The organism is Helicobacter apodemus, from assembly GCF_003097575.1.
Lineage (GTDB): Bacteria > Campylobacterota > Campylobacteria > Campylobacterales > Helicobacteraceae > Helicobacter_D > Helicobacter_D apodemus.
In genome coordinates, this window is record NZ_CP021886.1 from 234368 (window position 1) to 247386 (window position 13019).

Here is a 13019-nt window from a genome sequence, read left to right on the forward strand (position 1 = left end):
GGGGGATTTTATGAAAGTGCCTAATTTTATTATCGGCGGTTCTTCAGCTAGTGGAACGAGCTTTCTTTATGAACTCCTCATTCAACATCCTGAAGTTTATTTACCAAAACAGAGGATCCCAGAACCTCATTATTATTATAAAAGTTGGGAATATGTTAAGGGGATAAAATGGTATTTAGATTATTATTTTAGCGATGCAACAGAGGATAAAATCGCAATAGGAGAACGATCCTCTTCTTATCTCTATGGTGGTAGAGAAGTGGCACAAAGAATTGCTAAAGATTTTCCTAAGATGAAATTTATTTTTATGTTAAGAAACCCGATACAAAGAGCGTGGGCTAATTATCGCTTCACTGCTTTGCAGGGCTTAGAAACTATGAGTTTTAAAGAGGCTCTTATTAATGAAAAGACAAGGATAAAGAATACTCAAGGCATTTGGAGAGAAATTGCTCCTTATGATTATACAGGAAGAGGATTTTATGCTAAACAACTCAAGGAATTTTTAGAATTTTTCCCAAAAGAACAAATTTTATGTATCAAATCTGAAGTTTTATCCAATGCTAATCTTGCTCCTTTAACTCAAGTTTATGAGTTTTTAGGATTAAAGAATAAGGGTTTTGTTCCCTCTTATGCTCCTAATTATACGAGCTTAAGTGTGGTTGATGTGAAATTACAAAAAGAGCTTAGAACATATTTCGGGGATGCAAACTTTATGCAGCTAATGAATTCTATCCGCAAAGAAGAAGTTATTATTGATAATGGAGAGCAAAGGGAAAGATTTTCACAACTAAAAAATAATATTAAAACTATAAAAGAGGATATCCCAGAAGGGTGTGTGGAATTCCTACAGGGAGTTTTTGGTGAAGATATTAGACTTTTGGCAAAACTTGTTGATTTTAATGTGAATGATTGGTTAAATCCAACCTCCGAATCTGCGGGGGGGGGGGCAAATAGAGGTGTAGATACATACACTCTCTTAGTTTGTCAAAATAAGAGGCTAATATGCAAATTAGCCTCTTAAATGCTGCATTTGCTTCGAAGTATAATGACTTTTTGAATCGTTGTGATTGTGCTATGATGTATTATTCTCTATCCTTTAAGAGGCTATTGGAGGATGTTTTAGAATGTAAATCTCATTATTTAATGGCAATTAATAAAGATAGGATTTGTGGGATTTTGCCCTTGATGTTGAGAGGAGGTAAATATGGTGAAGTTTTGAATTCTTTACCATTTTTTGGGAGTAATGGGGGAATCTTAGCAGATAATGATGAATCAAGAAATAGGCTTTTAGAGGTTTATAAGGAGTATTCAAGAGATTTTGCAAGCTCTACTTATATCACTAATCCCTTGGAAGATTTAATTTTTCAAACTTACACTAAAAATACTCAAATACGTTATACCCCCTTATTATATGATTTTATTGATAGCAGGATTGGACAAATAACTCCTTTATTGCCAGAACAAGAGTTACTAAAAAGCTTTGCTGCAAGTGCTAGAAGGAATATAGCTAAAGCCCTTAGGAGTGGAGTTAGTGTCAAGTTAAGTCAAAATTTTGAATTTCTTTATCAAACACATTTTTATAATATAACAAGCATTAATGGTATCCCTAAGCCAAAAGAGTTTTTTAAAAGACTTTTAAAGTATTGCAATGACAAAGAATATAAGCTTTATGTAGCGGAATTTCAAGGAAGGGCTATTGCTGCACTTTTATGCTTCTATTGTGGTAATGTAGTGGAATATTATACACCCGCTTTACTTAGTGAATATCGCACATTACAAGCATTGCCTCTAATTATTTTTAGAGCAATGAATGAAGCGTATGATAAGGGATATAAATGGTGGAATTTTGGTGGCACTTGGGCATTGCAAGATGGAGTTTATAGGTTTAAATCAAAATTTGGCACTTGTGATAGGATTTATTATTACTACACGTTATTGAACAATAAAGATATTTTAAATTCTTCTAAAGAGGAATTATTAGCGGAATATCCTTATTTTTATGTGCTACCTTTTAAATGTTTAGGCGAAAAGTATGGAATTAGAGAGTAAAAAACTGGTATGACAATGCGCTTAAAATATATGGCATTGATAGTAAGAGTGTGGGGTGGAAGCGTAAAGATTTCCAAAATTTGTGTTTTTCAAAATTTTTGCGGGTTATATCCTATGAAAATAGACTGTGGGGGGAGGGGTGGATATGGTGCTTTGTATGGATTTATGCGGAATAAAAATATATCTTTAAAAAAATATTTTGGTTATGATATATCTGAAGTGATGATAAAAGTAGCTAATGAATTTATACAAAAGCATAATCCGGGAAAAATGCGAAATTTTTGGAAAATAATCTTATTACACATTATGCAGATTATTATATAACTTCGGGAGTTTTTAATATTTTTGATGATCAAGAATTACAATGGAGAAATTATATTTTAGCGGAGGTCCATAATATAAATGAGAAATCTTACAAAGGTTTTAGCTTCAATATGCTTACAGATAGGGTGGCTTTAGAGGTGAAAATTTGTATTATGCCAACCCTTGTTATTATTTTGAAATTTGTAAAAAATATTTTTCTAAAAAAGCTATTTTATTACACGACTATCCTTGATTTGAATGGATAATATTAGTATTTAAAATAGGGAGTTTTATGAATATTGGGTTTTTTTGCACAGGAAATGGCTCGTTTTTTAAGTTTATTTACCAAAATAGGAATTTATTGGATAATGTAGATAATATCTTATTGTTTTCTGATAGGGAATGTGGAATGATGTCTGATTTTAGGGATTATTCAAAGGCTAAGATATTTTGTGCAACAGATTCTAGAAAATTTGAAAGCTTGGCATTAAAGTGGTTGATGGCTAACAGGGTAGATTTTATTTTTTTATCTTGTTGTAAGATTTTGCGGTATAAATTGTTGGAGTATTTTGGTGAAGAGGATAAGAAAATGTTTAATTGCCATCCTTCATTGCTCCCTAAATATATTGGTTTGAGGGCATTGCAAAGATCCTTTGAAAGTTGTGATGAGATTTATGGGGCTACTATTCATTATGCAACAAAAGAAGTTGATAGCGGAGAGATTGTAGCAAGATGTGCTTTAAGAAAGAGTGATACGGATTTTTCAAGCTTTAGGCATAGGCTCTTTGTTAATCAAGCGGTTTTATATTTGGATTTTGTTTTAAAAGTATCTTTAGGAAATGATTTTAAGGGCTTAGAGAGTTTTAATAAGAGTGCTTTAGGTTTTACTCCCTCTTTATCTTTAGATTGTAAGAATGTGAAATTTTTTAATCCCTTAGATTACAAATTATTGATAAAGGAAAATAATGAATAAAGTTGCACTTATACAAGAAATTATGTTTAATTGGGAAGTTTATTCTATGAATGAGATAAAAGCTATGGCGGAGGGATTGCCATTGAAATTGTTACGTTATTTGGGTTGCGAACACCCTGATAATAGAATGAGGAAGATATTTTTTAGACTTAGTAATGTCTCTGTGGGGGGAGGGGCAGTTATTAATAGAGGATTAATGATAAGTGATAATTATGAACCTTTGGTTGTTATAGGTGATAGGTGTGCACTTGCAACAAATATAACTATTATTGCAGATTCAAACCCTAATAATAGCCTTTTAAAGGATTTAAAGAGTGTTAAAAATTGCATTTTTTCTAAGCCAGTAATTTTAGAATCAGATGTTTGGGTTGGCGCAAACGCTATAATTTTAGGTGGTGTTAGGATTGCAGAGGGTAGTATTATAGGAGCTGGTGCATTAGTCAATAAAGATACAGAACCTTATAGTGTTTATGCAGGAGTTCCCATAAGAAAACTTAGAGGTTTAAAAGATTAAAAGGAGAGTAAAATAGAGTAAGATATCGTAATAAAATTATTGATTGTATTTTAAAAATATTAGTATTGCTTCTAGGCAATTAAGGCTTAGGCTTGAGATTTTTATTAAGAAATTCTTGATATAATGCTAAAGCGTAATGTTTTATAGGGAGAGAATTAAGTTTATGAATTTTGGATTAGTAAGTGAGATTAATCCCTCTATACCTCATTCTTTTTTAAAACCTTTTTTAACTTTTGATATTGATTGGGCAAGTGATGCGGTGCTAGAATATTGCATTGATATTTTAGAGCAGGCTAATGTCAGGGTAACTTGGTTTGCTACTCATCAAACCCCATTGCTTGATAGAATAAGAGAAAATCCATATTTTGAACTTGGCATACACCCTAATTTTAATCCTTTATTGGAGGGAAATTTTTGTTATGGGAATCATTACGCTAAAGTGTTGGAATATTATTTAAACATTGTTCCAGAGGCTAAGGTTATGCGTAGTCATTCTTTGGGAGTTTCTAGTAGAATCTTAATGGAAGCAAAGGTTATGGGAATAACGCACGATTGCAATCTTTGTATCCCAATAGTAGCGGGGGGGGGGGATTAATTGAACCTTTTGTGAATTGGGATAAGCTTATTCGATGTCCCTACCATTGGGCAGATGATGTAGCTTGTATGTATGAAGATAAAATTGATATTTGTAGTATCAGGGGAGATAACTATTTTATGTTTGGATTCCACCCTATTCATATTTTTTTAAATACTGCTTCTTTAGAACAATATGAAAACGCTAAACCTTTTATGAAGGATACTCAAAAGTTAAGAGAAAAATGTGGGAATTCCTTAAATGGTGCTAAGAGTGTTTTAGAGAGGTTACTAGGGTGAAATATCTTTTTATTGATTCTATGTCTCGCACTGGGACGTCTTTACTTTATCAGCTGCTTTTTGGACATAAGGAGATTTATTTTGCCCCTTTTAGAATCCAATTTGTTTGCTCAAAGCCTTTTGGATTCCCTTTGAATGCCGCAAGAATGGATAAAGAGAACTTCTTTCATGCCTTAATGCATAAAACAACCATTATTGATAAAAAGGGATTGTGGCCAGATATTACGACAGAAACTTTAGCAAAGTTATTTCCCCACAAGCTAGATCCTAAGAATCTTATTTTAGGAGATACTCCTTTAGAGAGTGCTATTAAGACTATTCATCATCTTTTAGATTTAGAATTTCCAGAAAAAACTTCTTATTATTGTCTGCACGATGATCACTCTTATATGCTTGGTAGTCAGGTATTTTTACAATATGATTGCAAGATTCTCACTACACTTAGGAATCCTATTGATATGATAGCTTCTAAGAAAAATATGCTTGTAATGTATGTCTATGGGCAAAAAAATCCGCATAATTTTTCATTGAAGAAACGAGTCTTAAGAGATGAGGCATTAAGAGCTGTTTTTTCTTGGTGGGTGGCAAGTTATGAGAGGGAGAAAAAGTATCCTATTATTTTTTCCGCCCTTAAAAATAAACAAACTCGCCCAAAAGAAATGCAAAAAGTTGCGGAGTATTTGAATATCTCCTATGATAGTGTTTTAGAAAGTGAGGCAGTAGAAATCAATAAAGAAGGTTATTATAACGAGCTTTTAGCCAATGGAAGCTCTATAAGCACCATTGAATATCTTAGTAGAGGAGAAATTAAACAACAAATTAGCAATAAAAGCGATTCCCTCACATTAGAGGAATTAAAATATCTTCAAGAGATATTATCTAATGAAGTAGAATTTTTAAGTTTAGATTCTTGGAGGGTATTACAAGATACCCGCTTGGAAGCTTGGATTAAATCTTATCAAACTAAAAAAACAGAGGAGTTATTTATGCAATATAGTGCCTTAAATTATGGTCGAGCAAATGCTAAAGACGCATTTGTTGAGGCGGGGGCATTCTTATTAGAATAGTTCTCATTGCTTTTAATTAATTACGTGTGCATAATAAAAGGTGGTAGTTTAGATAGTGAGGATTATTACTAGGGAATATTTGCTTATAGATATTAACACTAAAGTTAAGCAATGTTGGAATGGATAGGGTAAAAAGAATTTTATATGTTTTTACAGAGTTTCTAAGGCTTTTAAGCTAAAACAAAGATTATATTCTCCAAAACAATCCCAAGGATGTTTTAAGCTTTTATCTTACAGAAAATCAGATTAAAATCTCTGTTTTTATTACACTCTATTAGAGATAGATTGGCTGATAGATTTGGTTTGAGGATAACTTATATGAAGGATATTGACAACTAGAATCCTGCGGGGTGAGAGTAAAATTTATGCAGCAGAATGCAGCGACCAAATGTTTTAGAGTTTTTGCAAACTTGTAGGGCTGAAATATCGGTTTTGGTAGTGAGGGATGCTGTATTTGCGAAAATGGTCGATATAGTGTAGATGCAGACTTAAAGGGATTCTTTGTAGGAGAATATTTTGGAGAATGTGGAGTTTATGAAATACTTGCAAGAAAAAGGTGAAATGTGGATTTAATAGCTATTTTGTTGATTATGTGTTTAGGAAGTTTTTGCATATTTTTATTCATTGTTAAGAATATGGATTATCCTTATGGCGGGAGTGATCACGCCTATCATTTTAAACTCATAAAATTTATTAAACAAAATAAGCATTATTTTGTCTCTAACTTTAATGTTTTTAATCAACACCTTGTAGTTTGTCCCCAACTTTATCATTGGATTTGTTCGTTTTTTAGTGATGAATTTTTATTACGTAAGGCGAATTGGATTGGCTACACATTAATGGGATTAATGATTCTTAGTTTTAATGGATTTATTTATCTTTGTGCATTTTATTTGGATTTAGAATTGAATTTTTTAGAAATTTTATTAGCTAATCTTCTTTTCATTACCTTACCTATTGCTTATGTGATATGGAATGCTAAATTTATGGGGCTTTCTGCGAGGGCTTTTGGGTTATTGCTAGTCTATGGATATCTTTTTAGCTTATATTTTTATTTGCTCTTTGGGGGAGTAGAGTTATTTGTGGTAATTTTGCTACTGGTTTTTTGTTGTCTTTTAGGGAGTCAATTTGCTTATCAGTTTGTTTTATTTTCTAGTATTTTTATTGCTATTTTATCTTCAAGTTATGAGATATTGTTATTGATACCACTTAGCGTTATTGTATTATTTATTTTTAATTATTCCTATGCTTTGAGATTTTTTAGCACACAATTTCATCATAAAAGAAATTATGCCAAATTTATGATAAAGGATTGTCATTTTAAAGCTCGTTTTAGTATTTGGAGGGATTTTGTTTATGATTTTTGGGTTAAAAAGGATAAGAATTATTTATTAAATAATCCCGTTTTTGAAGTACTTATTGGGGCTTTTGCTGCTTGTTTGGTGTTAGTTGGTTATTGGTGGGTTGGGGATTCTTCTGAAAAAGAGATTTGGATAATGTATATTTTGTTATCTTCAAGCTTTTTTGCGTTTTTGGTTACTTCTTTAAGAGTTGCACGATTTTTAGGAGAACCACAAAGGTATATTGAATTTGGAATCCCTTTTGCCAGTCTTTTATGTGTGCTTTTGTTTCCTTTATGGGTAAATTTGCTTTTGATTGTTGGCAATATTTTGGTGCTTTTATGGTATATAAGAAATTCGCAATTTCATCGTCAGTTGCCAGAGCATATTAAGATTCGTGAAGAATTAATCACTTATTTACAAAATAATTTTAATAAGGAGTATAGCCATTTATTAAGTAATGATCACGAGATCGCAAGACATTTTTATATTACTTCTTATGAACCACATATGCCTAATTATTGTAAGTTTTATAAGAATAGAGAGGATTTTTTGTCTAATTATTATCAAGGAGATTATCATAGAATCTCTCCGCAATATCTCTTAAATGAGATGAAATTATGCCAAAGAGGCACATTAATTCTTTATACAAATTTATTGAAATTTTATAGCGAAGATGCTCTAATACCAAATTTGGGAGATACGCAATTAATTTATCTCACAAATATTGGAAAATTTAAAATTTTTAGATTTCAACCCCAATCTCATCTTTAAGGATCAATAATGCAAATCTTTATCTTAAACTTTAAAAGAAGTAAAGTTCATTCTGTTATTGAAGCTTTGCAATTATCTAACTTAGTAAGTAATGCTCATACATTAAAAGAAATTTCTATCAATGATTTCTTTGATGATTCTATGTATTCAACACTTAAAGAAGTAGAGTTTATAAATTCTAATCATCATTCTCTAGTCGGGGGGGGGGGGCATTAATAGTGTCTTTTAATTATCCTTTATTAGAACAAAGAGAAAAAGATTTTGCCAAAGACTTTTTTAAAACTGCTCTAAATTCTAAAGAAAATCTCTATTATTATCCTAAACCTAATACCTATACAGAAGTTGATGATTTTGCCCTTTTTTCTTTAAGAGAAAACATTACAAGTGAAAATCTAAAAATAGAATCCCTTTATAGAAATAATCTAATCCATAGAGACTTAAGAGGAAAACTCCATACCTTTTTAAGAAAAGAAAAAAACATTGATTCTAAAATCCTCTCTAAGAAATTCTTTTATGAATCTAGAAAACTTTTTAATTGCTCTTTTACTTGGAGTGAATATAAAGTCTCACAAGAACAACTCCAATATGATTTAATAGATAAGGTAGAGGAGTTTTATCCTGCACCTTCAGAAATAAATATTGCTATTACTAATGAGTGTAATTTAAAATGTATTATGTGTTTGTTGCATGCTAAAGAACTCCAAAAAACTCATAAGACAAACTTCTTTAAACAAAAGCAAGTTTTAGGGGAAGATAAAGTCTATGAAATGTTAGAGTATGCCGGTAAAAAGGGTGTTTTTAATGTTTCTTTTACCGCAGCTGGAGAAGTGTTGCTTGATGATAGGATTTTTTCTTTTGTCGCTTTTGCTAAAGATTTAAAAATACCTCTTATTTCTTTAGTAACCAATGGAACTTTGCTAGAACAAAAAGGAATAGAGCTTTTAAAAGCTGGATTAAACAGAATGACAATTAGCATAGATGGAGCTACTAAAGAAACTTATAAAAAGATTCGAGGAACGGATTTAGAAAAAGTAGAAAGAGGCGTTAGAAAATGTGTAGAGTATGCAAGAATCCTTAATAATCAAGGAGCCGATATTGAGTTTGAGGTAGCTTGTGTTTTGGTTTTTGATGAAATGAGCTCTCAAGAACAAAAAGAGCTTTATTTAAGTAAATGGAGTGATTGTAGAGATGTGGTGAAACGTATCACCTTCAATGAGTTAGCAACTTTTGATGAAAATGGTCAAGATACAAGAAATAATGCGGTGATTGATTATCATAAAAGAAGTGTTTGCATGTTTCCTTATCAAAGAATGATGATAAATCCTTATGGGGATGTGAGTGTATGTTGCACGATGAGTTCTAGTGCTTATCATTATCCTTTTAGCATTGGCAATGTGTATCAAAATCATTTAGAGGAAATTTGGAGGGGCGAGGGTATTTCGATTTTAAGAAAGGAAAATTTGGAGAAACATTTTACAGAATTCTCTATTTGCTCACGTTGTAATGAGTGGGCATATAATGATTTTACCCAAGAAGAAATGCCACAGGCAAAAGAAAAAGTTTTATATATAGAATAGGAGTAGGTATGCAATGTATAGTGTGTAGAGATAAAACTAAATCTTTTGAAGTTGGAGTTTTGAAAAATTTAGGATTAGAGGTGGTTAAAGAATATGAAGTTAGCACCTTTTTTAGTTTAGAGACCTACAAAGCGGTGATAGATTCTAAAATGCTTAATATCCCTTTGGTAGGGATTTTTTATGAAGAGCATCAAGGTGTCGATGGGAGGGGTGTTATACAGAGATTTTTAGCTAAAGCAATGGAAGGTAAAGAAAATCTTTATTATTACCCTAAGCCTAATATTTATTTGCAAGTGGATAGTGTTGCACTTTTTGTGCTTTTTAATGGGCATACTCCCGAGAGATTGTTAATAGAGATATTTTATAAAGAGCAATTGCTTCCTACTCAATATCGTAATAGTCTCCATAAGCACTTAGCTCAAGCATTGAATTTTTCTTCAAAAAGAATTACTTTGGAGGGGAGACCCCTTAGTAATCTCTCAAAAGATTGGAAATTTTTTGAAGATAATCTTGTAAATACCTTAGATATAACTACTCGAGTTAAGGAGTTTTATCCCGCTCCTGTGCATATCAATTTAGGAACTATTAATAAATGTAATTTAAAATGTTCCTTTTGCTTCTTCTTTGCTCCAGAATATGTGCAAACACACACAACAGATTTTTTTAAAGAATATAGAATTTTAGATGAAAAGATTGTTTATGCCATTATGGATTATTCCGCAAAACACGATAGCATTATTGATTTGGTAGGACCTTGTGAAATGCTTGTGGATAAGAGGATTCCAGATTTTATTAGATATGGTAAAGATGTGGGTGTGCGATGGATTTCGATGACGACTAATGGCTTATTGCTTGATGAGGAAATGGCGGATAGACTTTTGGAATCTAGGCTAGATTCTTTATCTATTAGCATTGATGCGGCGACTCCTGAAACTTATGCAAAATCAAGGGGAGGGAATTTTGAAAAGCTTGTTAAAAATGTTGAATCTTTTTTAGCAAAGATTGAAAAGCGTAATGTGAATATTTATATTACCCTATCGATTATCTTGCAAGGTGGAGCACAGGAAGAAGTGGAAATGTTTAAACAGAAATGGTCAGCTTATAAGGCGGTGAATGAAATTTATGTGCGGAATCTTGTAGAAAAAAACAATGAAGGAATGGAAGTTAGTCACGATAGAAATTTTGATACTTCTTGCCGTTATACTTGTCAAAAACCCTGGGATGAGATTCATATTAATCCTGATGGAGGTGTTATGCCTTGTTGCACTATGGCTGGAGCTATTGGTTGGGAAAATAAAGTTATGGGAAATCTTTATGAAGAGAGTATGGATTCTATTTGGAACAATCTCATTACACAAAAAATGCGTTTAGATTTAATTAAGGGGGATTTTAAGGAGTGGAAGATTTGCAAGGATTGTCAAGAGTGGTCTTATCGCAGTATCGAACAAGAGAATGGAGATGTGGTTTCACCTTGTATTGAATTTGTAAAGATTAATTAACTCTTGACATTACAAAGGTGAGTATTTATAATTTCATTTTTTTTAAGGAGAATTCTTTGTTTAGTTTGCCTATGCGTTATGAGAATATTCGAGAAGTGCCTTATCCTTATAAGGGTATGTGTGCTATCTCTAGTGATGCAGAATATACTAGTCAAGAAATCTTAGATTGGCTCATTGCTTACCTCAATACCGATGAGAAGACACCTTTAGGCTATGGTGTGGATTTAGATTTTGCAGCAAGTATTTTTTTCTATTCAGATAATCCTTTGCATACTTCTATTTACGATTCTTTGCAGGTAGATTCTAAAGAAACTCCTTATGCTAATGTTTTAAGAGATTATATAAAATGCGGATATATTGATACTAATCACGCTTTTGGAGATTTTAATATTCATCATAATTTTGATAGAGCCCACGCCCTCAAGGTTTATGAAATGCTTTCAAAGTATTCTTTAAGTTTGCCAATTTTTACTAATCACGGCAATGGAGAGCCAAAGGCTATGCAACATAACATAGGGTTTGCCCCTCATCATAATGGAAGCAATCCGGATTCTATAGCTTATCATACAGACTTATTCTCTGCGGGGGGGGGGGGGCATTTATATGGAGTGATGATTGGGTAATTGAAAAATTTCCAAGAATCTCTCTAACAGGCAATATCACTTCTACTCAAGATGGGAGACAGTTAGGCTCTTCTACTATTTTACAAAAACTATTTTGTGGTGATGGGGATTATTATTTCTTTACCCGCTATCGTTCTACAGGATGCATTGCACCTACTTTTCAAACTTTCAATTACCAAATCCAAAGCATAGATTGGGAGACTTTTTATAATCAATCTTGCGTAGTGATTTTCTATCAGCATTTTGGTAGTTTTTATGTAGCAAATGCTAAAAATATTCCAACAACTTTAGAACTTCTTAAAAAATTTCCTTTTTATTTAACAGGCTTTAAGTTTTTAAAAGAAGAGCAAGAAAAGGGAAATTTGCTTGTTTTAAAGACTTCAAAATTATTGCGTTATTGCAAGATGTATATGAGTACAAAAGCAGAATCTCTCCTAGAAGATAATCAACTAACTTTAACCTTACATAATTATGAAAATATTGAAGATCTTAGTTTTTTTGATGGTTTAACCATTTATGTCGAGAATTACAAAAATATTGCTTTACAGTGTTTTTATAAAGATAAGCCTTTGAAATTTGTTTATAACGGATTAGATGCTAGGGGCAAATATTCTATCACTTTAAGATAGTGAGCAAGGAGAATACTATGGAATGGGATAAGGAAATAGAGATTGAATGGGGCGCTCCAGAGTTATTTGAAGTATTAGGAGATGAGTATTCTAGACTCTTTGCTATTGCCGAGCTATCTCCTAAAGATACCAATAGAAATGTTTTTTCTAGTAAGTTTGGAAGGGGGCAGAAAAACTATATAAAACGCATAGAGGCTTTAGGTTTTGTCGGTAAAGAAAAAGTATTGGACGCAGGTTGTGGTATGGGGCAATGGACTTATGTTTTATCTCAATATAACAAGACTGTTGTTGGAGTGGATTGTAGCGAGCATAGAATCAATATTGCCAAATATCTTAATAGGAAAAGGGATAATGTAAGCTTTTTGCAAGAAACCTTAGAAAATTTATCTTTAGCTCCTCAATCTTTTGATGCTATTTTTTGTTATGGCGTCTTTATGTTTACCGATATGCAAAAGAGTTTAGCGGCTTTTAAAAGGATTTTAAAACCTGATGGGATTATCTTTTTAAACTTTAATGATATTGGGCATTATGTGCATAGAATCCTTCATCACACTTTTGAAGTAAAAGATGAAAAGCTTGTTGAGCAGTATTTGCAAATGATTGCTAATTATTATAAGGGGTATTATAGAAATTCCTTAATGACCTTAGAGAAAATATCAGAATTTTTGGGGGTTTTAAAGATGGAGATTGTCTATAAAGGTTATGATGGAGAGTGTGCCAAATTACCCTTTTATCGTGAAGAGTTTTTTAACTTTTCTTATATAACAGAAATATTGATAAAAAATAAGTAAAGGAAGC

16 protein-coding genes are annotated in these 13019 nt (G+C 32.0%); all 16 read left to right on the top strand.

The features are described from left to right. The first annotated feature begins 10 nt into the window (after window positions 1-10). The 16 genes from CDV25_RS01150 to CDV25_RS01225 all read left to right on the top strand — a co-directional run bounded on the left by CDV25_RS01150 (window position 11) and on the right by CDV25_RS01225 (window position 13012). Window positions 11-1021, top strand: a complete 1011-nt coding sequence (locus tag CDV25_RS01150) for a sulfotransferase family protein (RefSeq protein ID WP_108910412.1) — start codon at window positions 11-13, stop codon at window positions 1019-1021. Further along, on the top strand, window positions 1003-2049 hold the full coding sequence (locus CDV25_RS01155) for a peptidoglycan bridge formation glycyltransferase FemA/FemB family protein (protein ID WP_108910413.1): 1047 nt from the start codon (window positions 1003-1005) through the stop codon (window positions 2047-2049). Before CDV25_RS01150 ends, CDV25_RS01155 begins: the two co-directional genes overlap by 19 nt. 9 nt (window positions 2050-2058) lie before the next feature. Continuing rightward, window positions 2059-2373, top strand: coding sequence for a hypothetical protein (locus CDV25_RS01160; RefSeq protein ID WP_108910414.1), 315 nt, complete (start codon window positions 2059-2061; stop codon window positions 2371-2373). Beyond that, on the top strand, window positions 2331-2618 hold the full coding sequence (locus CDV25_RS01165; protein WP_108910415.1) for a hypothetical protein: 288 nt from the start codon (window positions 2331-2333) through the stop codon (window positions 2616-2618). Before CDV25_RS01160 ends, CDV25_RS01165 begins: the two co-directional genes overlap by 43 nt. Before the next feature lie 26 nt (window positions 2619-2644). Then, window positions 2645-3325, top strand: a complete 681-nt coding sequence (locus tag CDV25_RS01170; RefSeq protein WP_108910416.1) for a formyltransferase family protein — start codon at window positions 2645-2647, stop codon at window positions 3323-3325. After that, window positions 3318-3839: an acyltransferase gene (locus CDV25_RS01175; RefSeq protein ID WP_108910417.1), complete on the top strand. Its 522-nt coding sequence runs from the start codon at window positions 3318-3320 to the stop codon at window positions 3837-3839. Before CDV25_RS01170 ends, CDV25_RS01175 begins: the two co-directional genes overlap by 8 nt. A gap of 163 nt (window positions 3840-4002) precedes the next feature. Further along, on the top strand, window positions 4003-4434 hold the full coding sequence (locus CDV25_RS01180) for a polysaccharide deacetylase WbmS family protein (RefSeq protein ID WP_108910418.1): 432 nt from the start codon (window positions 4003-4005) through the stop codon (window positions 4432-4434). Next, the gene (locus CDV25_RS01185) at window positions 4392-4712 is read left to right on the top strand and encodes a polysaccharide deacetylase WbmS family protein (protein WP_162550382.1); all 321 of its coding nucleotides are present in this window, start codon (window positions 4392-4394) and stop codon (window positions 4710-4712) included. The genes CDV25_RS01180 and CDV25_RS01185 overlap by 43 nt, the downstream gene beginning before the upstream one ends. Continuing rightward, window positions 4709-5779, top strand: a complete 1071-nt coding sequence (locus tag CDV25_RS01190; protein WP_108910420.1) for a sulfotransferase domain-containing protein — start codon at window positions 4709-4711, stop codon at window positions 5777-5779. Before CDV25_RS01185 ends, CDV25_RS01190 begins: the two co-directional genes overlap by 4 nt. A 563-nt stretch (window positions 5780-6342) precedes the next feature. After that, window positions 6343-7893, top strand: a complete 1551-nt coding sequence (locus CDV25_RS01195; protein ID WP_108910421.1) for a hypothetical protein — start codon at window positions 6343-6345, stop codon at window positions 7891-7893. A gap of 9 nt (window positions 7894-7902) precedes the next feature. Beyond that, entirely contained in the window at window positions 7903-8109 is a 207-nt protein-coding gene (locus CDV25_RS01200) for a hypothetical protein (RefSeq protein ID WP_108910422.1), read from the top strand. A gap of 2 nt (window positions 8110-8111) precedes the next feature. Further along, window positions 8112-9470 carry a radical SAM/SPASM domain-containing protein gene (locus tag CDV25_RS01205; RefSeq protein WP_108910423.1) on the top strand — a complete coding sequence of 453 codons (1359 nt, stop codon included), beginning with the start codon at window positions 8112-8114 and terminating at the stop codon, window positions 9468-9470. A gap of 8 nt (window positions 9471-9478) precedes the next feature. Beyond that, complete coding sequence (locus tag CDV25_RS01210; protein WP_108910424.1) at window positions 9479-10969, top strand: radical SAM/SPASM domain-containing protein; 1491 nt, start codon at window positions 9479-9481, stop codon at window positions 10967-10969. 56 nt (window positions 10970-11025) lie between these two features. Next, a complete protein-coding gene (locus tag CDV25_RS01215) occupies window positions 11026-11592 on the top strand; it encodes a hypothetical protein (RefSeq protein WP_108910425.1) in 567 nt (188 codons plus the stop codon). 224 nt (window positions 11593-11816) lie between these two features. Next, window positions 11817-12221, top strand: coding sequence for a hypothetical protein (locus CDV25_RS01220; RefSeq protein WP_108910426.1), 405 nt, complete (start codon window positions 11817-11819; stop codon window positions 12219-12221). A 17-nt stretch (window positions 12222-12238) separates the two neighbouring features. Continuing rightward, a complete protein-coding gene (locus CDV25_RS01225) occupies window positions 12239-13012 on the top strand; it encodes a class I SAM-dependent methyltransferase (protein WP_108910427.1) in 774 nt (257 codons plus the stop codon). Window positions 13013-13019: the final 7 nt, after the last annotated feature.